The sequence below is a fragment of the Kineosporia sp. NBRC 101677 genome (assembly GCF_030269265.1).
GTDB lineage: Bacteria > Actinomycetota > Actinomycetes > Actinomycetales > Kineosporiaceae > Kineosporia > Kineosporia rhizophila.
The window spans coordinates 289352-311751 of sequence record NZ_BSTA01000005.1; the positions used below are offsets into that span (position 1 = coordinate 289352).

The window sequence follows — 22400 nt, forward strand, 5'->3', positions numbered from 1 at the left end:
CACAGTTCTGGTATCCGTCGCAGGGGCAGGTGCCCCTGTTGCTCTTAGTGACTAGTGGGTAAAACGATCACGGAGCGGCACTGGCCTCTCACTGGCCTCGCGAGCGCAAGCATGACAACATTGTTGTCATGCAGAGCGATCTGAGGACGTCGGTGGCGAGCCCGCGGGGTCGTCTCCTGGAAGCGGTGCTGGGCGAGGTGAGGCCGCTCGTGCTGAACTCCGCGCGGGCGCTCGAGGCGCTGTGGCGGCCCGAGGGCGTCACGGTCGGGATGCGCGCGGTCCTGCAGATCCTGCAGCAGCAGGGGCCGCTCACCGTGCCGGCTATCGCCGAGCGTCTGGACCTGGCCCGTCAGGGCGTGCAGCGGCACGTCAACGATCTCGCCGCGCTGCACCTGGTGGTGAGCCAGACCAATCCCGGTCACCGCCGCTCCGTCCTGATCGCCGTCACCGGGCAGGGGCGGGACGTGTTCGCCCGGCTGATGACGGCCGAGCGCGAGCGCCTGGAGGGGCACACGGCCCTCGACTGCAGCGCCGAGGACCTGCAGACGGCCCTGCGCGTGCTGCAGGCCCTCAATCGCGACGTACGTGCCCACGCCCAGCACCTGCGCGAGGCCCTACCCCAGGAGAATCCGTGAACGTCGAGGAGATCTACGCGCTGACGGCCGCCAACCGCCGCAAGCTGGCCGACCTGCTGGAGTCCCTGGACGAGCAGCAGTGGCACACCCAGACCCTGTGCGCCGGGTGGAGCGCCCAGGAGATGGCCGCTCACCTCCTGCAGCCCAGCATCACCGGTTTCGCCCACGTATTCCTGGTCGCCCTGCGCTATCGCGGCAACACCGACCGGACCATCGACCACATCACCCGCCGCATCGCCCGGCGCCCCCGGGCGGAACTCGTGCGGGAACTGCGCAGGCACGCAGACGACCGGCTCGACCCGCCCCGCGTCGGCCCGATGGGCCCCTACGTGGACACCTGCATCCACCTGCGCGACCTGGCCCGCCCCCTGGGCCTGGACGTCATCACAACCACCAACGAACCTACGGACGTCGGTGCCCACCAATGGCGGCTGGTGCTGGACTACCTCGCCTCACCGAACCCCGCCCCCGCGCTGCTGGGCGTGCGCTCCCTGGACGGCCTGACGCTGCACGCCACCGACCTGGACCACACCTGGCGTCCCGACGGCCAGAAATCCACCCAGAAGTCCGGCCAGGAATCCGGCCGGGAGGTCGTCGAGGGGCCCGCGGAGGCCCTCGCCCTGGCCGTCGCCGGACGAGCAGCGGCGCTGGACGACCTGACCGGGCCGGGGGCGCAGACGCTGCGCCGGCGCCTGCAGGAGAAGTAGCTAGTTCGGGCTGCCGGTCTCCCCGCAGTGCTCACCGGCATTGATGCAGTCGCCCACCAGGTCGCGCAGCACCTTCGGCTGCCACCCGGTGACCACACCGAACCCGAAGTCCTGCCCCCGCAGCCCTGACAGCCGAACCTCCTGCGTCACGTCGATCGGGTACGCCACCCGCACCAGCAGCGTGGGCACGGCCACCGGATGACTGCCCGGGCAGCGCCCCGAGGCGGCCCAGGCCAGGTGCGAGCGGTGCCCGGGAACGTCCAGGTGCCGTCCGTCCCAGCATCCCGGCGCCGCGATCCGCCCGATCAGCCGGTCCCCCTCCTGGCAGGTCGACGCGACGGGCAGGCGCGGCTCGTCGTACCCCGTGCACGACCAGGACACGGCGCTGCCGTCCGCAGCGGAGGGAGCAGCTGCCTGCCCGCCGGCCAGAACGCGCAGCCCCGCAGGGAACGGCTGAACGCTGGTGTAGTCGCTGACTGCCGCCTTGTAGAGCACCTGGAACGACTCCGGCTCCAGCGCGCGGCCCCCCTGCAGCACCTGCGGCACCCAGTACGTGGACCGGTCTCCCGGGTTCAGGCACGAGGTGGCGCCCGAGGGAACCTGACCGGGCTCGGCCGGCTTCGCTCGCGTGCTGCCGAACACGTCGTACGCGCCTTCTCCCGCCCCCGGAGAGGAAAGCCCGGCCACCGGCGCCTTGCTGCTGGCGCGTACGAGCGCGCAGGCGCTGGGGAACTCCTGGTAGACCGCGCGCGGCGGGTCCCCCACCGGCCGCGCCTTCACTGCGGGCCGCACCTGGAAGTCCGAGGTGCTTTTCTCCGGCGCAGGGGTCGGCGAAACAGGCGAAACAGTGGACGTCGGTGGCGACGCAGTGGGCACGCCCACGCCGCTGGGGGCAGGGATTCCGCTCGAGGTTCCCGGCGTAGAGCCCGCCTCAGGGCCGGAATCGTCGGGCTGGATCAGCACCGGCACCAACGCGGCCACTGCCACGAACAGCACCAGGAGCACCACCCCGAGGACGACCTGGCGCCACGTCCAGTCCCTCACGCCGGGCACACCGCCGGGCAACCGCATCAACCGCGCTCCTGTCTCACGCCACAAAACGTCTGCCCAACCTGATCCACGCCTGCCCGGCGCCTCTCGCGCACCCTGCCCCACGTCAACCTTGCTCATGAACTCTGCCCGCGAACTCTGCCCTGCCCCTGTCCCTGCCAGGTGCGGCGCCGCCCGGAGCCGCCCGGACCTGAGCTCGCCCGGCCGACGTCTCCTGCCCCCCCTGTCGGCTGCCTATGCTGCACCGGTGACCCGGCCGACACCGAGGTCGGCCCCCGGCCCAGCCTCCGCACCACCCCCGGCCTCACAGCCCGGGGCAGGTCAGCGCGCCCAGCCCGCCCAGCCCGCCGGACCGCAGACGCGTACCGGGGGCCGACGTCGGCCCAGGGCCAACAGACCTGGCACCACATCCGGGCCCGGCCCCGAACCCGAACCTGGCCCCGGACCTGCATCCGAACCTCGGCCCGGACCTGGCCCCGAACCCGGACCTGGATCCGGACCTGGATCCGGACCTGGATCCGGCTTCAGAGCTCGTGCCAGATCTGGCACCCGATCCGGCAGGAGGTCTGGAAGGGCCCGTGACCTGGTCGAGCCCCAGCACTGGGTCAGCAGCGCGACCGAGAGTATCGCCGGGCTGTGCCAGTTCGTGCTCCTGCTGCGGCTGGGCGCCACCCTGATGCTGGTCGTGGCGGCTGTCCTGATCGATCCCCACCCCCGCCGGCTCCTGCTGGGCACGCTCGTCGCCGCCGTGGTGACCACCGCGGAACTGGCCGTCCTCGTGCGGCGGCCCGCCGCCGTCGTCCATTGGCCGTTCTTCGTCGTGCTCGAGCTGGCCGCCGGGGCCGCGATCGTGGCGCTCATGCAGGGCGGACCGGTGTTCTTCTCCTTCTCCTGCGGCTCGGCCGCCGTCTTCGGCGTGGTCGCGGGCCTGCGCGCCTGGCCGGTCTGGGTCGCGCAGACCGTGGCCGCCTACGCCGTGGTGGCCTGGATCGTCCGCCTGGGCAACGACGGCGCCCCCGTGCCGGCCACCCTGGCCGTCTACCTCACCGGCGTGCCCACCCTCTACGTGCTCATCGGCCTGGCCGCCGCGACCGCCCGCGCGGCCGTCGTCCGGCACGTCAACCTCGCCCGCTCCGCCCTGGACGCCACCGAGCGCTCGGCCGTCGCCGCCGAACGCACCCGGATGGCCCGCGAACTGCACGACTCGGTCGAGAAGACCCTGCGTGGACTGTCCTTCGCGGCCGGCTCCCTGCCCGACGCCGTGCACCAGCGGCCCCAGCTCGCCGCCGAACTGGCCCGCACCGTCGCCGAGGGCGCCAGCACCGCGGCCGACGAAGCCCGCGAACTGCTGGGCATGCTGCGTGCCGACGACCTGGACGCAACGCTGGCCGAGGCCCTCGAACGGGCCTGCCGGGACTTCTCGGCCCGCACCGGACTGCCCGTGCACACAGATCTGGCCGACCTGGCCGTACTCGCTGATCTGGGCGACCGGACCGGACGTGACGGAGGTGGTAGGGGTGGCGGACTGGCCCGGCCGGGGCAGGTGGGTAGCGCCGAGGTGGATCTGCCGGTGCGCCACGAGGTCCTGCGGATCGTGCGCGAGGCCCTGGGCAACGTCGCCCGCCACTCCGGTGCCACCCAGGCCTGGGTCGAGCTCGCCCTCGAACCCCGCACCCTGCGCGTGACCATCGGGGACAACGGCCGCGGCTTCACCGTCCCGGCCGACCTGACCGCCCTCTCCGCCGCCGGGCACTACGGCCTGGTCGGGATGGCCGAGCGGGCCCAGCAGATCGGCGGACGCCTCAAGGTCTTCTCCGGCGCCGATCTCGGCGCCGTGGGCGGCACCCAGGTGGTGCTGTGGACACCGGCCGCCGGCGGCGGGCCGGCGTCTGAGAGGGTCCGCCCATGACGATCAGGGTCGCGGTTGTCGACGACAACCCGATGGTGCGCGCCGGGCTGCGGGCCATGCTCGAACTGGGCGGGCTGGACGTCGTCGCCGAGGCCGCCGACGGGCTGGCCGCCCTGGACACCGTCGCTCGCCACCGTCCCGACGTCACCCTCCTTGATCACCGCATGCCGGTCGCCGACGGTCTCGAGGTGATTGCCCGCCTGGCCGACCTCACCCGCGTGATCCTCCTGACCTCCGACGACAGCTCCGAGGTCATCAGCTCCGCCCTGGCGCAGGGGGCCAGCGGCTTCCTGTCCCACAACGGGCTCTCCCGTGAGGACGTCCTGCAGGCCGTACGCGCCGTGCATGCCGGGGAAGGCTGGCTGGCCCCCGTGGCCGCTGCTGTGGCCGTACGCCAGCTACGCGAGCGCGCCGAACGCGAGTCCGCCGCCCGGATCCGCTTCGACCTCACCCGCCGCGAGCGCGAGCTGATGGATCTGCTGGTGCAGGGGCTGACCAACGGCCAGATCGCCGCCCAGCTGGTGCTGTCCGAGAAGACCGTGAAGAACCATCTGAACCACGTGTACGCCAAGCTCGGTGTGGGTCACCGCACCCAGGCCGTCGCGCGGTGGCAGGGCCGGGCCTGAACCCGACTGCGGACCCCCGTGAGCCGGGGGGACCCATGGAAATAGGCCCCGGACGTCCGTGATCTGGGCCCCCTGACCGGCGAGCGCACAGTCGCTGCACAGCCAGACTTCGGCACGTCCGGCTCAACCGTCCGCGCCTGACGGACGTCCCGAAGGGAACCCTGAACAGTGAAAAGACGCTACACAGTGGCCGGTGGCGCCGTCGGCGCCACCGTCGCGGCAGTCCTGATCGCCGTCTCCTCCGGGGTTCCCGCGTTCAGCGCCCAGCCGGGCACCGGCCACCACGGCACCCGGGCAGCCGCTCCGGCCTCAACGGCCGCGGCTGCCACGACGGCTACGGCCGGTGGGCACGCCATGGCCGGCATGGCCGAGCAGCCTGCCTACGGACCCAACCTGGACCCGGGCGAGTCCGACCAGGTGTCCCCCGCCGTCCAGGGCATCGCTCCCGAGCACAGCTTCAACCCCGGCCCCGACCAGGTGACCCACCGCGAGTTCCAGGCCAACTGCTACATGAGCCACCACGCCCCGGACGACCCGATCGTCTACCCCGGGATGAGCGGCGCCGCGCACATGCACACCTTCATGGGCGCCTCCGGCACCGACGCCAAGAGCACCACCGGCTCACTGACCGGCGCGGCGAAGACCAGCTGCATCACCCCCGGCGACAGGTCCGGGTACTGGCACCCCTCGCTCTACAACGGCGACAAGCTCGTCACCACCCAGTACAAGCAGACCATCTACTACAAGTCCGGGGTCTCCGACTTCCGTACCGTACGGGCCTTCCCCCAGGGACTGCGCTACGTCGTCGGCAGCCCCACCCAGACCGAGCAGCAGTTCCGCGAGCACCCCGGCACTGTCGAGGGCTGGGAATGCGGCAACAGCGCCAACAACTGGCAGATCCCCGAGCACTGCACCCCCGGCTCCTACCTCAACATCCGCATGCAGGCCCCCAGCTGCTGGGACGGCGTGCACCTGGACTCCGCCGACCACCAGAGCCACATGGCCTACCCCGTGGTGGAGAAGAACCGCCGCGTCTGCCCGGCCGGGCACCCGGTGGCGGTGCCGATGATCGAGTTCAAGATGGCCTTCAACGTCTCCGGGGACATGACGAAGGTCCGCCTCTCCAGCGGCACCGACCACAGCTGGCACTACGACTTCTTCAACGGCTGGGACCAGCCCACCCTCAAGGCCCTGGTCAGCCACTGCATCAACGGCGGCCTGCAGTGCGACCCGCGCGGCTTCGACCAGTACAAGCCCGGGCGTGGGGCTGCCCTGAACGAGAAGTACGAACTGGCGAGCTGAACGCCCGCCACTGCTGAACCACGCCGCCGGTGAACCCCGTCGCCGCTACCGGGCGGCGGGGTTCACAGGCGCAGGGTGAAGTACGAGCTGTTCGGGTCGTCGGTGTAACCGGCGAACGGACCGGTCGGCAGGAACCCGTAGCGGGCGTACAGGGTGCGGGCCGGCTCGAAGAAGTCCTCGCTGCCGGTCTCCAGGCTGACCTGCTTGTACCCGGCCTGCCGGGCCTCGTTCACGGCATGCCGCAGCAGCTGACCGGCGATGCCCTGACGCAGCCGCGACGGCAGCGTGCGCATCGACTTCAGCTCCACGTGGTCCTCGTCGAGGCGCTTGAGCGCCACACAACCGACCACCTCGTCACCGTCGCGCGCCGCCCAGAACGTGATCTCCGCCGCGCGCAGCGCCTCCACGTCCAGTGCGTGCACGCTCTCCGGCGGAGACACCTCCCGCATCTGCGCCACATGCCCCTCCAGCAGGGCCACGACCTGCGGATCGGAGACGTCGTCCAGGGAGATCACCACTTCTGCCACGGGGATCATCGTGGCAGAAGCGGTGGCACCCTTCGGACGGTGGTCAGAGGGGGACCCGCTCGAGGTAGCCGTTGTCCACGAGCCACAGAACGTTGAGCGTCGCGGGTGCCCCCGCCACGTACGCCCCCGTCAGCTGGTACTGCCACCCGTCACCACGCTGCTCGAACCAGGCAGCGATCGGGCCCGCGGAGACCTCGAACGCCTTCAGCACCCGGTAGCGGCGGTAGTTGCAGCCCTCCGCCGGGGTACCGGCCAGGTTCGAGGGCGGGATGGCGCGCTCGGCGTACGGAGTCCCGGCCGGGCTCAGGAAGCCCCCGTACTCACTACCGAAGCGATCCAACTCCCGCCCCACCGCGAGCGTCTTACGCCAGATGATCGGCGAACCGTCGGCCCGCACCTGGTAGCCGTTCTGCGGTGGGTAGATCCAGCTGTTGGCCGAGGCGTCGTAGTACTGGGCCAGGAACTCGGCCGAGGTCAGCCCTCCGGTGCGCTTGTAGCCCTTCAGCTCCCAGCCGACGGTGCCCGAGTTGGGCAAGGTGGCCGGACCCAGCCGGCGGTCCCCCTCACTGAAGTCCGCCGAGCAGGTGCTCGTCACCTGCCGGGACAGCTGAGCCGGCTGCTGGGCCGACAGTGCTGACGGAGCTGACAGGTGGGCCGCCTGCGCGGCACCGGCCGGTGTGAGGACCGACCCCAGAGCCAGAGCGAGCGCCCCCAGACCGAGCGAGGCACCTCGTAGACGCCTGAAAACGGCATGCTTGTATTGCATTTCGGCTCCCCCCGAAACCAGGCCGGACTCGCTCCGGCCTCCTCCGATGTCGCGGCGACCATAGCCGCCGAACCTCCGGGTACCCCGCAGGCGCCGCCCGGTGGGGGTGGCGTTGCGTCAGCGGGTCAGACGCAAGCGGCGCAACACGGGAACCGCCACCACAAGCACCGCCAGCTCGGCCAGCATCGGCGCTGCTGTACCCGGCGACGTCAGAGCGTGCGACGCGTGCTGCGCCGGAGCGAGGTGGACGATCGATCCGGCGGACCGGTGGGCATGACCCGTCTCAGCGAGAGCGAAGCCGGGCGCGACAGCCAGCAGATATCCGGTGTGCACGACCAGCATGAGCGCGGCCATCGCCACCGTCATGCCCAGGGCATGGCACGAACGCGCCCACAGCAGGTGCACCGCGCACAGCAGGCAGGCCACCGCCATGGCGGCGAAGACCCACCCGTGCACACCGAGCGCGCCGGTGGCGCCGGGAGTGAGTGTGGCCAGATGCGCCAGACCTCCCGCCGCACAGAGCCCCGCGATCAGGTTTGCCACCGGTTTGGAACAGGCACCCGGCGCACTCGGGTACGGGTGGCGTGCACGTTCTGACGCTGATGCCCCGGCGCTGGCTCCAGCACTAACACTGGCGTGCTTCGTCGCCGCCGTTCCTTCCACCGTGGACGCCGGTAACCCAGCACTCGCGCTCGCAGCTTCCTGACGGTTCGTACAGCCCATCGCCGAGGACACGGGCATGGTCAGCCAGCGTGCAGCCCGGTCGGCCCGGGAACGCGTCAGCCCGGCCGCCCCGACAGCCAGCCCGGTCAGCCCATTCAGGCCTGTCAGCCCCGTCCGGCCCGTCTTGGCGAGCGCGACCCCGCCGCCGGCGTCCCACGTGGGTGAGCCCGACGGCACAGCGGACATGTCCCCCATCGGCCTCTCCCGCTCGTCCATCCATCCACTCTGACAGATTGGATCCACTTCAGGCTAGGACGGATCCCTTATGGTCACCGCCAGGCACGATCCGATCGCTGGGCCCAATACTCCTCCGGAGACTGCGCCAGCGCAGTGAGCCGGCCGACCTCGAGCGGATTCAGCTGCAGCGCGCCCGCCGCCAGATTGGCCGTCAACTGCTGCTTCGTCACGGCTCCGGACAGGACCCGCCAGGCCCACGGTTGCGCCAGAACCGCAGCTATCGCCACCTGGTCGACGCTCACCCCGTGCGTACCGGCCAGCGCCCGGGCGGCCATCGCGGCCGGGGCGAGGTCGGTCTCGGCCGGGCTGAGCCGGCCGTTGGCCAGGGCCTCCTTCACGATCACGGTGACCCCGTTGCCCGCCGCCTCGGCCAGCGCCGGACCCGCCGAGGGTTCCAGCACGTTCCAGGTGGCCTGCACCGACGTGAACAGCGTCCGCCCGTCCACCTCCAGTTCCAGCGCCCGCCGGATCACCTCCCCCTGCCGGGGGCCGGAGGTGGAGAACCCCAGCCGGCAGCCACTGGCGCGCAGCGTTGACAGAGCCCGCAGCAGCGCCCGGTCTCCCAGGGCCGGGGAGTCGGGGGTCAGGGAGTGGATGTGATAGATCGACAGACGATCACCCAGGAGCTCGCGGCTGAGCTGGTACTGCTCGGAGAACGCGGACAGGGAGTGGTCCTTGACCTCGTGGGTGTCGGCCTCCATCTCCCAGCCACCCACGTACCGGTAGCCCCATTTGGAGCCGACCACCACGTCCTCAATTTCTGGACGTGACCGCAACCACCCGGCCAGGAACTCCTCGGCCCGCCCGTAGGAACGGGCCACGTCGACGTAACGCACCCCGCCCGCGTACGCGGCCTCGAGCAGGTCGTGCGTCAGCGAGCGCAACTGCTCCACGTCGCGTCCGCCACCCAGATCAGTGGCCCGGGAAGGAGTGATGTAGGCCGGACGGCCGGCTGCGGCCAGCCCGATCCCGATGCGGCTCGGCACACGCGTCATGGAGCCGATCCTCCCGCACGTCCGGCGTCCGCCCGGCGTCCGTCCGCCGTTCTCCACAGTTGGTGCCGATAGGTTCCGGGGGTGATGTCTGAAACGACGACGACGCCGCAGACCACCGAGCACGTCCGCGTGACCCGCCAGGGCAGCGCCGGGCGCATCACGCTCACCCGCCCCCAGGCGATCAACGCGCTCACCCACGAGATGATCCGCACGATCGCCGCCGCCCTGAGCGCCTGGGCCGCCGACGAGTCGATCGACTGCGTGATCATCGACGCCGAGGGCCCCCGCGGATTCTGCGCCGGCGGCGACATCAAGGCCGTGTCCATCTCGGCCCTGTCCGACGGCGGCGTCGGCGCCCGCGCCCTGTGGTGGGACGAGTACCGGATGAACGAGCAGCTGGCCCGGTACCCGAAACCGGTGATGACCCTCATGCACGGCGTCACGTTCGGCGGCGGGGTGGGCCTGGGCTGCCACAGCACACCCCGGGTGGTCACCCACGACACCCGGATGGCGATGCCCGAGACCCTCATCGGGCTGGTCCCGGACGTCGGTGGACTGTGGCTGCTCTCGCGCGACCCGGCCGGCGACCGAGGCGAGCTGGGCACCCACCTGGCCCTGACCGGACTGCCCGTAGGACCCGGCGACGCGATCCACCTGGGGCTGGCCGACGTCCAAACGCCCTTCGAGGTCTTCGCCGAACTCGCCGCCGCCACCTCCTGGAAGGCCGCCCAGGACATCCTGGACACCCAGGCCGACACGCCCGAGCCCGCCGCGCTGGCCGCCGACGCCGAATGGATCAACCGCTGCTACGGCGGTGACGACGTGGCCGCCATCATCGAGCGCCTGCACAACGACCCGCACCCCCAGGCCCGGGCCGCGGCGCAGGTCCTGCTCACCCGCTCGCCCACCGCTCTGCAGATCACCCTGGCCGCGATCCGCCGCGCCGCCGGGCACCAGGACCTGCGCGAGACCCTGACGCAGGACTACCAGGTGATGTCGCACAGCCTGGACCGCGACGACGTCCGCGAGGGCATCCGCGCCCAGGTGGTGGACAAGGACCGCAACCCCCGCTGGAACCCGGCCCAGGTGCAGGACGTGGACCCGGCCGTGGTGACGCACGCCTTCACCCCGGCCCCCGGCGGGGACCTGACCTTCTCCTGACGTCCGGGTGACAATGCGGGTTCAGTTTCCTTGAACAACCACTTGTGGAACGGACCCCCTTGAACCAGAAGATCGCAGTAAGCGTCGTCTTCACCTCGGCGATGTTCATCAACATCCTCGACGCCACCATCGTCAACGTCGCCCTGCCGGGCATGGCCCGGGACTTCGGCACCACCTCGACCGCCATCGACAGCGTCGCCATCTCCTACATGGTCAGCCTCGCCGTCTTCATCCCGGCCTCCGGCTGGCTCGGCGACCGCTTCGGCGCCCGCCGCGTCCTGCTCACCGCCATCGCCCTGTTCACCATCGCCTCGGCGCTGTGCGGACTGGCCACGAACCTCAGCCAGCTGGTGGCCTTCCGGATCCTGCAGGGCGTGGGCGGCGGCATGCTCGCCCCGGTCGGCATGACCCTGCTGTTCCGCGCCTTCCCCCCGCACGAACGGGTCCGGGCCTCCTCGATCCTGACCATCCCCACCGCCCTGGCCCCCGCCCTGGGACCGGTCCTCGGCGGGCTGCTGGTCACCCACTACTCCTGGCACTGGGTGTTCTGGGTCAACATCCCGATCGGCATCGCCGCCCTCGGGTTCGGCCTGCTCTTCCTCCAGGAGCCCCCGCGCGAGCAGGCCGGGCGCTTCGACCTGCCCGGCTTCCTGCTGTGCGGGGTGGGCCTGGCCACGTTCATGTTCGGCCTGTCCGAAGGCCCCAAACGCGGCTGGGCCTCCCCGGAGATCCTGGCCACCCTGATCGGCGGCCTGACCGTCCTGAGCGCCGCGGTGATCACCGAGAGCCGCACCCGCGAGCCGATGGTCGCCGTCCGCCTGCTCGGCAACCGGCTGCTGCGCTCGGCCAGCCTGGTCAGCGTGGCCGCGTCGATGGCCTTCCTGGGCACGCTCTACGCGATCTCGCTGTACTTCCAGGACGGGCGGGGCATGGACCCCCTCCAGGCCGGCCTGTCCGTGTTCCCCGAGGCCGTCGGCGTGATGATCGGCGCCCAGATGGCCAGCCGCCTGGTCTTCCCCCGCCTCGGCCCCCGCCTCACCGTGAGCCTCGGCCTGATCGGCGTCACCCTCAGCTGCGCCCTGCTGGCCACCCTCGGCACCGGCACCAGCCTCTGGCCGGCGCGCCTCTACATGGTCACGCTCGGCCTGTCGATGGCCCACGTGTTCGTCACCAGCCAGGCCGTCGCCTTCGCCACCATCTCCCCGGCCCAGACCGGCCAGGCCTCCACCCTCTTCAACACCCTGCGCCAGATCGGCGGCGCCGCCGGCGTCGCGTTCCTGACCACCAGCATGATCACCGTCGGCACCACCACGGCCACCGGAGCCCCGAACGTGGACGCCTACCGGGTCGCCTTCGCCGTGGCCGCCGGCTGCGCCCTGATCGCCCTGGCCATCGCCCAGACCATCAAGGACGCCGACGCCGGCTCCGCCATCCGACGCCCCACCGCAACACCCGCCTCGGCCGACACGCGCGCACCGGCCTGAGGGGCACCGTGGCGTGCGGCGCACCGAAGAAGGGTCGATGCTGCCCGGATGCGTAAGTGGACACCGCTGCTGGCGGTCTGCATGGGCACCTTCATGCTGCTCATCGACATCACCATCGTCAACGTCGCCCTGCCCGACATCACCAGCGACCTGCAGGCCGACTTCAGCCACGTCCAGTGGGTGATCGACAGCTACGCACTCAGCCTCGCCGCGCTGCTGCTCGGCGCCGGCGGACTGGCCGACGCGATCGGCCGGCGGCGCGTCTACGTCGCCGGCCTGACCATCTTCGCCGCCGCCTCGGTGGCCTGCGGCCTGGCCCAGGACGTCGACACCCTGATCGCCGGCCGCGCCGTCCAGGGCATCGGCGGCGCCGCCATGTTCGCCACCACCGTCGCCCTGATCAACGTCTCCTACGAAGGCCGCGACCGCGCCACCGCCTTCGGCCTGTGGGGCGCGGTCAGCGGCGCCGGAGCCGGAGCCGGGCTGGTCATCGGCGGCATCCTGACCGACCTGCTCTCCTGGCGCTGGGCGTTCTGGGTCAACCTGCCGGTCTCGGTCCTCGCAGTGGTCCTGACCCTCATGGTCTTCACCGAGACCGCCCGCCGCCGGGTCCGGCTCGACGTACCCGGCATGCTCACCTTCACCGCCGCGGCCGCCCTGGTCACCTACGCCATCATCGAGGCCGGCGAGCAGGGGTGGACCGCCCGCGTCCCCGTCCTCACCGCGCTCGGCGGCCTCCTGGCCCTGGCCCTGTTCGTGGTGCTGCAGCGCCGCAGCGAGAACCCCCTGATCGACCTGGGCCTGCTCGCCCGGCCCGTCTTCGCCGGAGCCGTCCTGGCCGCCGCCGTCCTCTCGTGCGCCGCGTTCGGCTCCAGCGTCCTGATCTCGATCTGGCTGCAGTCCGTCGTCGACCTCAGCCCCCTGACCGCCGGCCTGGCCCTGCTGCCCCTGTCCCTGGTGTCGTTCGCCGTCTCCGGCGGCCTCAGCAGCCGCCTGCACCACGTCCCGGTGGCCCGGCCGATCGGCGCCGGACTCTTCCTGATCGGCTGCGGCAGCCTGCTCATGCTGCTGGTGCAACCCGGCAGCTCCTGGACCGCCCTGCTGCCCGGCCTGCTCGTGGTCGGCCTGGGCGTCGGCCTCGCCGCCCCACCCCTGACCTCCGCGGCGCTCTCCTCCGTGCCCCTGCAGCGCAGCGGGATGGCCTCGGGCGTGCTCAACACCTCCCGTCAGCTCGGCACCGCCTTCGGCGTGGCCATCCTGGGCTCGGTCTTCACCTCCCTGGCCGCCGACACCCTGGCCGACAACAAGGTGCCTGCCGCCTCGGACGTAGCCTCCGCGGTGTCCGGAGGACAGACCCACACCGTGATCCAGGCCGTACCGGCCGGGCAGCAGGCCCAGGTCGAGCAGGCGATCCACGAAGCCTTCGCCAGCGGCCTGCACGGCGCCTTCCTGGTCGCCGGGCTGGTCGGGATCGTTGGAGCGGCCATCGCGTTCGCCCTGCTGCGCAAGGGCCCCACCGCCGAGGAGCCGGAGCCGACCGTGGGCCCGACGGCCCAGTCCGAACCGGCCTAGGTCGCTGGTCGCTCAGGGCCCAGGCGCGCATGCGACAGCAGCGTCGATCCCGGGCTGTTCATCGTTGGACAGCACCACCAGATCGATGCGGCTGTCGGGAAAGTGGGCCAGCAGTGACTGGTGGCCAGGGTTGTCGCCGACGACCCGCACCTCGTCGGCCACGAGAAGCGTCCCCGACCAGGACACGGCCGCATCGGACCGGACGCTCTTCACGACACTAGTTTTTTGCGGCTCTTAGCCTGTTATCAACAGACGACGGTGGCCGTGGGATGCCCACGGCCACCGTCGTCAAAGGTCGTGCTCAGCGCGCGAAGCGGTCCACCAGGCGGGTCAGCTCCTTGGCGTTCTCGTCCAGAGTCCGGGCCGCGTCACGGGAACTGCCGACGGCCTGCAGCGTGCTGGCCACCGTGTCCTTGACCTCGTTGATGCCGACCGTGATCTGCGACCCTCCCGAGGTCACGATCTGCACGCTGCGGCTCATCTCGGCGGTCACCGCGCTCTGCTCCTCCACCGCGCCGGCGATGGCGTCCTGGTAGCCGCTGACCCGCTCGATCGCCTCCCCGATGGCCGTGATCGCCGCCACCGCATCGTCGGTGTCCGCCTTGATCGCGTTCACCCGCGAGGTGACGTCGACCGTGGCCTCGGCGGTCTGCCGGGCCAGCTCCTTCACCTCGTTGGCCACCACCGCGAAGCCCTTGCCGACCTCACCGGCCCGGGCCGCCTCGATCGTGGCGTTCAGCGCCAGCAGGTTCGTCTGCCCGGCGATCGCGTTGATCACCTCGATCACGTCGACGATCTGCGCGCTGGAGTTACCCAGCCGGTCGATCACCGTACGGGCCTGCTCGGTGCGCTGCACGGTCTCCTGGGCCACGGACGCCGCCTGGGTGGCGTTGCGGGCGATCTCACCGATCGCCGCGGACATCTCGGTCGCCCCGGCCTCCATCGTCAGCATGGTGCGGGACATCTCGTCGGCCTCGGACGACACGTGCCCGGTGCGCGCCGCCACCGCGTCCGCCGCCCCCGAGACCTCGTCACCCACGCTCGAGACCTGACCGGCCGCCCGGGCCACACCGGTGGCGGTGGTGGCCATGTCGGCCAGCAGCGAGCGGATCTCCCCCACCGCCGTGTTCAGCGCCGCACTCATCTGGCCGATCTCGTCCGTGCCCTCCGTGACCTGCACGTTCAGGTCACGATGGGCCACCTTGTCCAGGGCCCCGGTGAGCGTCGAGAGCCGGTTGGCCGTGCGCCGGGCCCAGTACCAGGCCAGACCGCCACCGACCACCGCCAGCAGCACCGCGGCGATGACGAAGATGGTCAGCATGCTCGTACGGCCGTCGCTCAGAGCCTGCGCGGCCGCGGCGTAGTCGGGGTTGTAGGTCTGCACGGCGATGGCCCAGGTGTACGGGGCGTAGTACATGACCCGCATCGTGCTGTCGGCCGCCGGAACGTTGTCGGTACCCGGTAGGCGGAAATCACCCGACCACGACTCGCCCTCGCCCAGGTCGGCGGCGGCATCGACGATCTGCTGCACGTACGGCTTGCCGTCGGCGTCCACCGCCTCCAGCGGCTGGTCGCCCGCCGGGGCCGGCAGCCCCGAGGCGATGATCCGGCCACGGTCGGCGGCGCCATTGCTGTAGATCGAGATACCACCGTGCTGACCGATCTTGGTCGCGGCGATGCTCTCGGTGAGTTCCTTGATCGCGTCGGCCTGCGGGACCCCGAAGAAGACGGCGCCGACCACGTCGCCGTCGGCGTTCTTGAGCGGGTCGTAGGCCGTGACGTACCAGGTGCCCACCACCTGGGCCACACCCCGGTAGGGCTTGCCCGCCTTGATCGCGGCCACCACCGCGTTCGGGGCGCCGTCGGCACCGACCGAGGGGATGTAGGTGCCGATGGCCCGCTGACCGTCGGCGTTCGGGACGTTCGTGGCCACCCGCAGCAGGTCGCCGTCGGCGTTCATCCGCTGGAAGATCGTGACGGCGCCACCGACCTTGGCGGCCATCGAGTCCACGGTCGGGGTGGCCCGCTTCACGTTGCGGTTCTGGCCCAGCCAGGTGCCGTCCACACTGACCCGGGGCAGGCTCACGCTCCGGGCCTTCTGCGTCACCTGGTTCACCGCGTTCCAGGTGACCGAGGGGCCGCCGAGCTGCAGACCGCCCTTCTCGGCGAGGTCGGCCAGCAGCACCGTGTTGGCCCGGTTCACGCTCTCCTGCGTGGCCGCCCCGGCGTTCGACACCAGCTGGTAGACCTGGGACGCCAGGCTGTCGAGCTCGTTGTCCCGCTGCCCGGCGATCGTCTCGTCGGCCTTGTCGCTGAAGACACGGCTCTGCCAGGCCGCCACACCCCCCAGCACGACAGAGGTCAGAACGATGCTCCCGACGCCCAGGAGCAGCAGGGTGGTCCGCAAGGACACGGTCCGCGACAGTCTTCTCACGCCACTCCATCGACCGCACTCCCACGGGACTGAAACAAGAATCTGGGCGGATAAACCCCCAAATGGCCCTAGCGCGGCTACGGGCAGCTACGTATGGACGTCCGAACGCCCGGTTTGGTGGACATTTGCGGCGTTCCCCGAACACGTGGGGTTGCCCGGCATCGGCCCGCAACCGGCCACGCCCGCCCCGGCCGGCCTCCCTGCCGCCCGACCGGTCACGGCCGTGTCGTCGTGCCCGCCCGGCGCCCGGCCCGGCAGGATCAGGTGCGTAGTCGCAGGAGTGTCCGAGTTCCGAGTAACAAGGGGTTGTCGTGGATCGTCGCTGGGTGGCTGTTGCCTTCGGTGGGCCTGAGGTACTGGAACTGCAGCAGTTCGAAGCGCCCGCCCCAGGACCCGGCGAGGTGCGGATCGCGGTGCGGGCGGCCGGGATGAACCCGGCGGACGTCAAGGGCTTCGCCGCAGGCGCGGGCAAGGATCCGGCGGTGCTGCCCAAGGTGATCGGCCTGGAGGTGGCCGGAGTGGTGGACGCCGTCGGCGAAGGCGCGGGGTTCGCGGTCGGCGACGAGGTGCTGGCGTACCAGGTGCGCGGCGGGTACAGCAGCCGCATCACGGTGCCGGCCGGCGACGTGTTCCGTAAGCCGGCCGGGATGAGCTTTCCCGAAGCGGCGAACCTTCTGCTGACCGGGGTCACGGCAGCGGACATGCTGCAGGTGACCGGCGTGATCTCAGGCGACACCATCGTCGTCCACGGAGCCTCCGGCGCGGTCGGTGTGAGCCTGCTGCAGCAGGCCCGGCTGCTCGGCGCCCGAGTGGTGGGAACGGCCTCCGAGCGCAACTTCGACCTGGTGCGCTCGTTCGGCGCGATCCCCGTGCGCTACGGCGACGGGCTGGCCGAACGTCTGCGCGAGGTCGCACCCCAGCGCTACGTCGCGGCGCTGGACACCGCCGGGACCGACGAGGCCGCGGACGTGTCGCTGGACCTGGTCCCGGACCGGCGGCGGATCGTCACGATCGCCAACTTCGCCCGGGCCCGCCGCGACGGCTTCCTCGCCGTGGGCGGCACCACCCCGGAAAGCCGGGACTTCCGCAACCGGGCCCGCCGGCCCCTGCTCGAACTGGCCGCCGCCGGTGACCTCAAGGTCCCGGTCGGGCGCACCTTCGCCCTGGACGAGGCACCGGCCGCCGTCGAGGCGCTGATCGGCGGGCACGGTACCGGCAAGCTCGCCCTGACCGTCTAGGCCGACCCGGCGACCAGGGTCCGTTGGGCAGGCCCGGCCCGAGAGGGAACGGGCCGCTCGGAGCGCCCTTGCTGAGACGGCTTCAGCTGCAACGGATCCCACTGAGGCCGCCCCGGCGGCAACGGATGCCGCTGGGACGGTTCCGGCTGGGGCAGCACTGAGCCCGGTGGCCTGCGGGTGGATGCGGTCGGCGCCGGCCCGGGCCGAGCCTGGGCCGCCGGGGGCTCGGACGCCTCCAGTCGGGGCCGGGCGGTCCCGGACGGGAAGAGCCCGGACCGTCAGCCAGGCCAGCATTGCCAGGCCGATCACCAGGTACGCGTTCGTGACCGGCACGAGCGGGATCGGCCCGAGGTCACGTGGCAGCCACCACATCGGCGACAGCACCAGGACCGCACCCACCCCGCGGGCCGCCCACACCCGTCCGTCCCTGACCAGCACGACCAGGGCCGGCAGCGCCCACACCCAGTGATGGCTCCACGAGACCGGCGAGACCATCAAGCTGGTCAGGCCCGCCGCGGCGAAGGCAGCGGCCCAGTCACCCCGGCGGGCATAACGGATCGCGAGCGCCAGCCCACCCGCCAGGAACAGGAGCGGCACCAGCAGGAACCAGTCACCGACGTTCTCCCGGCCCCCGGCCAGCCGCACCACCGCCCCGAACGGAGACTGGTTGCTGATATAGGGAACACCCACCCGCGAGGAGTCGTAGAACACCTCCCGCCAGTACAGCCACGACGCCTCCGGATCAGCCAGAACTCCTGCGAGAGTGCAGACCAGGAAGGTCAGCCCAGCCACGCACGCCGCGCGCACCCGGCCGGCCAGCAGCAGAAGAACCACGAACACCCCCGGCGTCAGCTTGATCGCCATCGCGACCCCCAGGCCCACGCCCACTCCTCGCCCCCGGCCCTCGGCGGCCCGGCGCACATCGAAAAGCACCAGCGCGAGCAGGAACAGATTGATCTGGCCGAGGAACAGCGTGTGCCAGACCGGCTCCAGCAGCAGACCACCCGCCACACACCAGCCGAACGCTCTGCGGGACAACCGGATCCGGGCCAGCAGCAGCATCTCGCGGCAGGCCCACGCGAAGGCGGCGACCGAGGCCAACTCCCACAGCAGCCGGGCCGGCACCAGCGCAAGCCACGACAGAGGCCCGAAGGCCGCGGCCGCGAAGGGCGTGTAGGTGAAGAACAACCCGGCCTGACGCTGCAGGTACAGCTCACTGCCGGAACCGACGGCCTGCCCGCCGAGCCGGTAGATGAAGAAGTCGAGCGGGTTCCACAGCAGGCTGAAGACCACCACCGCGAGCACCTGAAAACCCAGTACCCGGCCCGGGCCGACTCGGTCGAGTGTGCCCAGGATTCCTTGCCAGAGCCTGCTTTTCGCCATGCCCACAGGCTGGCCCCAGCGCCCCCACCGGCACATCGGCCCACGGACTGCATCCCGCAGGCGTCACCGGCATCCCCACCGGCATCCCACAGGAGTACGCCTGCGGGCCACCCGACGACCGGGGACCCGCTCAGCGCCCGGGGGCCACCAGCCCGAACTCGTAGGCGAGGATGACCAGCTGCACCCGGTCGCGGGCATCGAGCTTGGTCAGCAGGCGGGCCACGTGCGCCTTGGCGGTGGCCGGGCTGATCACCAGCCGGGTCGCGATCTCGGCGTTCGACAGGCCGCTGCCGACCAGGGTCAGGACCTCCTTCTCGCGCTCGGTGACGGCGCTCAGGGACGCGGCCGCGGGCTGCACCGGCCCGTCACCCGGGTCGGGGTCCGGCCTCCGGCCCGCGCCAGCACCGGCCCAGCGCCCGCGACCGGCCCGTCGTTCCCCCTCGGCCGGGGCCGGGCCACGCCCGATGAGGTCGTCGACCAGCCGCCTGGTCAGGCTCGGCGCGATGAGCGCGTCTCCCGCCGCGACCACCCGGATCGCGGCCAGCATGTCGTCCAGCGCCACGTCCTTCACCAGGAATCCGCTGGCCCCGGCCTGCAGCGCCCCGTACAGGTACTCGTCGTCGTCGAACGTGGTCAGCACCAGGACCCGGGTGGCGGGATGCCGCTCGGCGATCAGCCGGGTCGCCCCGATGCCGTCCAGCCGCGGCATGCGCAGATCCATCACCACCACGTCGGGCCGCAGGCTCTCGGTCAGCTCGACGGCCTGAAGACCGTCACCGGCCTCGCCCACCAGCTTCAGGTCGTCGGTCTCGGCCAGCAGCACGCGAAGCCCGGCCCGGATCAGCGGCTGATCGTCCGCCAGCACCACGGTCACACTCACCGGCTCATCCTCGCACCGCCGCAGCCCCCGTACCGAGAGCCACCATCGGCAGCACACCCGCGCGACAAACCAGTCCAGCCAGTCCAGCCAGTCCAGCCAGTCCAGCCAGTCCAGCCGGTCGAGCAGGTTCGAGCCGGCCGAGAACTCACCCCACCGCAGGCGGGGCGGTTCAGCCGCTCGCGGGGATGGGCAGGCGGGCGGAGACCCGGAAGCCGCCCTCGGCCCGCGGTGCCGCGCTGAACTGCCCGCCCAGCAGCACCGCCCTCTCGCGCATGCCGACCAGGCCGTACCCGGCACCGCCCGCCTCGGCGCTGCCACGGCCCTCGTCGAGCACCTCGATCGCGAGTTCCTCGGCCGTGAAGTCGAGACGCACCAGGCACCGTGGGGTAGCGGCGTGGCGGATCACGTTGGTCACCGACTCCTGCACGATCCGGAACGCCGACAGCTCCAGGTCGCCCGGCAGGTCCCGGACCGCGCCCAGCCGCTCCACCTCGACGGCCACCCCGGCCTCCCGCGCGGTGCCGACCAGCCGCCCGAGGTCGCCCAACCCGGGCGCGGGGGCCATCGGCGCACCTTCCGGATCGGCCCGGCGCAGGGCCGCGAGCGTACGCCGCAGCTCGGCGAGGGTCTGCCGGCTGAGGCCCTCGATCGCGCTGAGAGCGTTGCGGGCCTCGGCGGGCTGGGTCTCGATGACCCGGCTGCCCATGCCCGCCTGGAAGGCGATCGCCCCCAGGCTGTGCGCGATCAGGTCGTGCATCTCCCGGGCGATCCGCAGCCGCTCGGCCTCGATGGCAAGCTCGGTCTCCCGCAGCCGGGCCGCGACGGCGCGACGCCGGGCGTCGCCGGCCGAGTTGGCCACCAGCCAGACGACCAGCAGGACCAGGAGGACCACCGGCGCGGCCTGGGCCAGGTCGATGCCGTTCATCTGCCAGGCGAACAGCAGCCCCTGCACCACCGCCGACACCAGCAGCGCCGGCAGCGAGACCCGCCAGGTACGGCGCCAGGCCAGGACGGCGACGGCCACGTTGATCGAGGCCAGGGACAGGAGGGTGACCCCCTCGTCGTGGGAGTACCAGGTGGCCAGCAGCGGTGCCATGGCCACCGTGACCGCCCAGCAGGTCACCGGCCGGCTGAACTGCAGGTACAGCGCCGACCCCAGCAGCAGCACCGTGGTGACCATCGCGTTCGGCCCGAACGAACCCACCACCACCACGAACACGGCCAGGAGCCCGGCGCCCCGCAGGATGCGCCCCGCCCAGCGCCGGCTGGTCGCCCCTCGCCCGGGCCGAGCCGTCAAGGTGTCCACCCGGTCAAGGTAGCCAGAACCGCCCCCACACACATCGGCCCGCAGGCGTACGCCCACAGGCCACAACCCCCGTCCGGAGAAGAAAGTTTGGACCACGCCTCAACCTCCGGCCCACCCGCACGTGTCTCAACAGGTGCGACGGGCATTCCGGGCAAGTCGCCGTCCGTAAGCATTGACGCCTCACCCCCGACCACCTTGACTGGTCACCGCACGGCAGGGGTTTTCGCGTCTTCAACGTCGAAGGTGGAGCCTGATGAGCAGTACGCAGCAGTCCCGGCACGACGGGCCCAGCGGGCACGAGGAGGATGACCGGCCCGGCCCCACGCCAGCGCCCACCGACGCCCGTCCCGGCCTGCTGCCTGCCCCGGCTCCCGTGCAGCTCATCGACCCGTCGGGGGCTGCCTGCGCCGAGACCGCCCTCTCCCGGCCCGATCACGCGACCCTGGCCCGCCTCTACCGGGCGATGGCCGTCGGCCGCCGTCTCGATGCCCAGATCACGGCCCTCACCAGACAGGGGCGGCTGGCGGTCTACCCGTCCTCCCGCGGGCAGGAGGCCTGCCAGGTGGGCGCCGCGCTGGCACTGCGCGCTCAGGACTGGCTGTTTCCCACCTACCGCGACTCGGTGGCCGTCTTCACGCGCGGAGTCGACCCGCACGAGGTCCTCGTCAGCTTCCGCGGGGACTGGCACTGCGGCTACGACCCGTACGAGCACCAGGTGGCACCGCAGTGCACCCCGCTGGCCACGAACACCCTGCACGCGGTGGGGCTGGCCCATGCCGCCCGGCTACGCGGGCAGGACACGGTCGCCCTGGTCCTGCTCGGCGACGGCGCCACCAGTGAGGGAGACACCCACGAGGCCCTGAACTTCGCCGCGGTCTGGAAGGCCCCGGTGGTGTTCCTGGTCCAGAACAACGGCTACGCCATCAGCGTCCCCCTGGCCAAGCAGACTGCGGCCCCCTCCCTCGCCCACAAGGGCATCGGCTACGGCATCCCCTCCCACCTCGTCGACGGCAACGACGTGGCGGCCGTGTACGCAGCCGTGCGGCAGGCCGTCGAGCACGCCGCCGCGGGCGGAGGCCCGGTCCTGATCGAGGCCCGCACCTACCGCGTCGAGGCCCACACCAACGCCGACGACGCCACCCGCTACCGGCACGACGACGAGGTCGCCTACTGGCTGGAACGCGACCCCCTGCGCCGCCTCGAACTGTTCCTCGAGCACCAGGGGCACCCGCTCGACCTGGTGCAGATCTCCGCCGAAGCAGAAGAGGTGGCCGCAAGCGTGCGAGCCCGCAGCACCGGCGGCGTCGCACCCGAACCGGGCGCCCTGTTCGAGCACGTCTACGCCGACCCACCGGCTTCCCTCGCCCGGCAGCGGGCCGATCTGCAGGACGAACTCCAGCGCGACGAGGAGGCCACCGCGTGAGTACCACCGTGCAGCCCGTCAAGGCCGTCGAAAGTGCCGCGG

Annotated in this window: 19 protein-coding genes and 1 pseudogene; 10 read left to right on the plus strand and 10 right to left on the minus strand. The window is 71.7% G+C overall.

Annotation, left to right across the window (positions count from 1 at the left end; genetic code table 11):
* Positions 1-128: 128 nt before the first annotated feature.
* On the plus strand, positions 129-635 hold the full coding sequence (locus tag QSK18_RS17335) for a MarR family winged helix-turn-helix transcriptional regulator (RefSeq protein WP_285620367.1): 507 nt from the start codon (positions 129-131) through the stop codon (positions 633-635).
* The gene (locus QSK18_RS17340; RefSeq protein WP_285620368.1) at positions 632-1342 is read left to right on the plus strand and encodes a maleylpyruvate isomerase family mycothiol-dependent enzyme; all 711 of its coding nucleotides are present in this window, start codon (positions 632-634) and stop codon (positions 1340-1342) included. Before QSK18_RS17335 ends, QSK18_RS17340 begins: the two co-directional genes overlap by 4 nt.
* Here QSK18_RS17340 and QSK18_RS17345 read toward each other — a convergent pair whose 3' ends face one another.
* Entirely contained in the window at positions 1343-2386 is a 1044-nt protein-coding gene (locus QSK18_RS17345; RefSeq protein ID WP_285620369.1) for a DUF1996 domain-containing protein, read from the minus strand. It lies immediately after the preceding gene.
* A gap of 652 nt (positions 2387-3038) precedes the next feature.
* On the opposite strand from QSK18_RS17345, the gene QSK18_RS17350 reads away from it, so the two are divergent.
* The 3 genes from QSK18_RS17350 to QSK18_RS17360 all read left to right on the plus strand — a co-directional run bounded on the left by QSK18_RS17350 (position 3039) and on the right by QSK18_RS17360 (position 6229).
* Positions 3039-4301, plus strand: a complete 1263-nt coding sequence (locus QSK18_RS17350) for a sensor histidine kinase (RefSeq protein ID WP_285620371.1) — start codon at positions 3039-3041, stop codon at positions 4299-4301.
* Positions 4298-4927 carry a response regulator gene (locus QSK18_RS17355; RefSeq protein WP_285620373.1) on the plus strand — a complete coding sequence of 210 codons (630 nt, stop codon included), beginning with the start codon at positions 4298-4300 and terminating at the stop codon, positions 4925-4927. The genes QSK18_RS17350 and QSK18_RS17355 overlap by 4 nt, the downstream gene beginning before the upstream one ends.
* Positions 4928-5095: 168 nt before the next feature.
* Entirely contained in the window at positions 5096-6229 is a 1134-nt protein-coding gene (locus tag QSK18_RS17360) for a DUF1996 domain-containing protein (RefSeq protein WP_232814167.1), read from the plus strand.
* Between the two features lie 62 nt (positions 6230-6291).
* Here the strand turns inward: QSK18_RS17360 and QSK18_RS17365 are convergent, their stop codons facing one another.
* The 4 genes from QSK18_RS17365 to QSK18_RS17380 all read right to left on the minus strand — a co-directional run bounded on the left by QSK18_RS17365 (position 6292) and on the right by QSK18_RS17380 (position 9477).
* Complete coding sequence (locus QSK18_RS17365; protein WP_352396580.1) at positions 6292-6747, minus strand: GNAT family N-acetyltransferase; 456 nt, start codon at positions 6745-6747, stop codon at positions 6292-6294.
* 52 nt (positions 6748-6799) lie between these two features.
* Positions 6800-7522, minus strand: a complete 723-nt coding sequence (locus QSK18_RS17370) for a TNT domain-containing protein (RefSeq protein ID WP_232814169.1) — start codon at positions 7520-7522, stop codon at positions 6800-6802.
* A gap of 117 nt (positions 7523-7639) precedes the next feature.
* The gene (locus QSK18_RS17375; RefSeq protein ID WP_285620379.1) at positions 7640-8065 is read right to left on the minus strand and encodes a hypothetical protein; all 426 of its coding nucleotides are present in this window, start codon (positions 8063-8065) and stop codon (positions 7640-7642) included.
* A gap of 449 nt (positions 8066-8514) precedes the next feature.
* Complete coding sequence (locus QSK18_RS17380; protein ID WP_285620383.1) at positions 8515-9477, minus strand: aldo/keto reductase; 963 nt, start codon at positions 9475-9477, stop codon at positions 8515-8517.
* A gap of 84 nt (positions 9478-9561) precedes the next feature.
* Between QSK18_RS17380 and QSK18_RS17385 the strand changes: the two genes are divergently transcribed.
* From QSK18_RS17385 to QSK18_RS17395, 3 genes are read left to right on the plus strand one after another with little or no spacing between them, the layout of a single operon-like run.
* The gene (locus QSK18_RS17385) at positions 9562-10638 is read left to right on the plus strand and encodes an enoyl-CoA hydratase/isomerase family protein (protein WP_232814172.1); all 1077 of its coding nucleotides are present in this window, start codon (positions 9562-9564) and stop codon (positions 10636-10638) included.
* Positions 10639-10697: 59 nt separating this feature from the next.
* Positions 10698-12122, plus strand: coding sequence for a DHA2 family efflux MFS transporter permease subunit (locus QSK18_RS17390; protein WP_285620388.1), 1425 nt, complete (start codon positions 10698-10700; stop codon positions 12120-12122).
* A gap of 48 nt (positions 12123-12170) precedes the next feature.
* Complete coding sequence (locus QSK18_RS17395) at positions 12171-13694, plus strand: MFS transporter (protein WP_285620392.1); 1524 nt, start codon at positions 12171-12173, stop codon at positions 13692-13694.
* 12 nt (positions 13695-13706) lie between these two features.
* Here QSK18_RS17395 and QSK18_RS17400 read toward each other — a convergent pair whose 3' ends face one another.
* Positions 13707-13907, minus strand: a complete 201-nt coding sequence (locus QSK18_RS17400; protein WP_285620394.1) for a hypothetical protein — start codon at positions 13905-13907, stop codon at positions 13707-13709.
* Between the two features lie 88 nt (positions 13908-13995).
* The gene (locus tag QSK18_RS17405) at positions 13996-16107 is read right to left on the minus strand and encodes a methyl-accepting chemotaxis protein (protein ID WP_232814176.1); all 2112 of its coding nucleotides are present in this window, start codon (positions 16105-16107) and stop codon (positions 13996-13998) included.
* Between the two features lie 332 nt (positions 16108-16439).
* Between QSK18_RS17405 and QSK18_RS17410 the strand changes: the two genes are divergently transcribed.
* Entirely contained in the window at positions 16440-17366 is a 927-nt protein-coding gene (locus QSK18_RS17410) for a quinone oxidoreductase family protein (RefSeq protein WP_232814177.1), read from the plus strand.
* Between the two features lie 543 nt (positions 17367-17909).
* Here the strand turns inward: QSK18_RS17410 and QSK18_RS35970 are convergent.
* The 3 genes and pseudogenes from QSK18_RS35970 to QSK18_RS17425 all read right to left on the minus strand — a co-directional run.
* Positions 17910-18785, minus strand: a pseudogene (locus QSK18_RS35970) (glycosyltransferase family 87 protein); the annotation flags it as partial.
* Between the two features lie 94 nt (positions 18786-18879).
* The gene (locus tag QSK18_RS17420) at positions 18880-19629 is read right to left on the minus strand and encodes a response regulator (protein WP_285620405.1); all 750 of its coding nucleotides are present in this window, start codon (positions 19627-19629) and stop codon (positions 18880-18882) included.
* Between the two features lie 169 nt (positions 19630-19798).
* Positions 19799-20935: a sensor histidine kinase gene (locus QSK18_RS17425; RefSeq protein ID WP_232814181.1), complete on the minus strand. Its 1137-nt coding sequence runs from the start codon at positions 20933-20935 to the stop codon at positions 19799-19801.
* Between the two features lie 253 nt (positions 20936-21188).
* Between QSK18_RS17425 and pdhA the strand changes: the two genes are divergently transcribed.
* Positions 21189-22358: a pyruvate dehydrogenase (acetyl-transferring) E1 component subunit alpha gene (gene pdhA, locus QSK18_RS17430; protein ID WP_285620410.1), complete on the plus strand. Its 1170-nt coding sequence runs from the start codon at positions 21189-21191 to the stop codon at positions 22356-22358.
* Positions 22359-22400 lie beyond the last annotated feature (42 nt).

What these genes read in the sequence shown, in the direction of transcription:
- QSK18_RS17385 (WP_232814172.1), top strand. Translation starts at nt 9,562, where the DNA reads ATGTCTGAAACGACGACGACGCCGCAGACCACCGAGCACGTCCGCGTG.
- QSK18_RS17335 (WP_285620367.1), top strand. Translation starts at nt 129, where the DNA reads ATGCAGAGCGATCTGAGGACGTCGGTGGCGAGCCCGCGGGGTCGTCTC.
- QSK18_RS17380 (WP_285620383.1), bottom strand. Translation starts at nt 9,477, where the DNA reads ATGACGCGTGTGCCGAGCCGCATCGGGATCGGGCTGGCCGCAGCCGGC.
- QSK18_RS17370 (WP_232814169.1), bottom strand. Translation starts at nt 7,522, where the DNA reads ATGCAATACAAGCATGCCGTTTTCAGGCGTCTACGAGGTGCCTCGCTC.
- pdhA (WP_285620410.1), top strand. Translation starts at nt 21,189, where the DNA reads ATGAGCAGTACGCAGCAGTCCCGGCACGACGGGCCCAGCGGGCACGAG.
- QSK18_RS17395 (WP_285620392.1), top strand. Translation starts at nt 12,171, where the DNA reads ATGCGTAAGTGGACACCGCTGCTGGCGGTCTGCATGGGCACCTTCATG.
- QSK18_RS17355 (WP_285620373.1), top strand. Translation starts at nt 4,298, where the DNA reads ATGACGATCAGGGTCGCGGTTGTCGACGACAACCCGATGGTGCGCGCC.